Annotated in this window: 1 protein-coding gene; it reads left to right on the forward strand. The window is 28.6% G+C overall.

All coding sequences use genetic code 11. The annotated features are described in order from the left end of the window. Nucleotides 1-106: 106 nt before the first annotated feature. A complete protein-coding gene (locus HGP29_RS28200; RefSeq protein WP_168885810.1) occupies nucleotides 107-877 on the forward strand; it encodes a hypothetical protein in 771 nt (256 codons plus the stop codon). Nucleotides 878-980: the final 103 nt, after the last annotated feature.

The raw sequence follows: 980 nt of genomic DNA on the forward strand, positions 1-980 counted from the left end.
ACTACCTCCAACATCAACTAAACTCCAATCACGGTTGACACAACCGCTCACGTAGTTTAGTCATCACGTTAGCAGTCATTACTATCTAAATTCAGTATTCTAAAACTTGAAGACTTCAATTATCTATATACTAGGATTTCTTTTACTACAATCTTGTTTTGTCGAAGAAAAAGTTAAATCGGTTAAGTTATCTGATCTTGATTTCAATTTCCTTAAAGACTCTACTAAAAATTTCTTATCAAGTAATGAGATTGAAGATATATATCTAGCAAAAAATAGAAACTTAGGAATATTGTCAATTTCGAAAAACGGTAATTATCAATTAGTTGAACAGGATTATTATAAAACTAAACCAATTTCAAAAATTGACTTGAATTTAGTTTTTCATGATGTAGATAATGTACCTTATGAAGTGACTAAAATTAATAGATTTCAAATTTCGGATACGTCATTTCAAGTAGAAGAAGAAAGTAAATATTACGCATCTAATCTATTAACAATTCAAAATTTATCTAAAGATACCATAGGTTTGGAACAAATAGATAATCAATTACTTCTTCTACAAGAAGCGAAAGATGAAAATGGAGAATGGAAATTAATAGAATATTTTGATTACGATAAATGTGGAAATAGTTATTGGAAAACATCATTACCACCTAAACAAGTAGTTTTGGTTCAATTACCAAGATATTCAGGTAATTTTGAAACTTACCTTAGAGTTAAATTAAAGTCTAATGACAAAATATTTTATTCAGATTCAATTAAAAGCAGAATAAATAAAAGTCAATTTAATTTGTCAGAAAAATCATTTAATTATAAGAGGCTAGTTAGAAAATTCAGAAAATCAAAAGTTGATTCATTAGTCTTTTTAAAATAAACAAAGCAAACGCCTGCTAACACCAGCTAAAACTCCATCCACCGGTCGACACGCCCGCTGGTCGTAGTTTAGCCATTACGTTAGCAACAATTAGCTTGTATTA

The sequence above is a fragment of the Flammeovirga agarivorans genome, assembly GCF_012641475.1.
Lineage (GTDB): Bacteria > Bacteroidota > Bacteroidia > Cytophagales > Flammeovirgaceae > Flammeovirga > Flammeovirga agarivorans.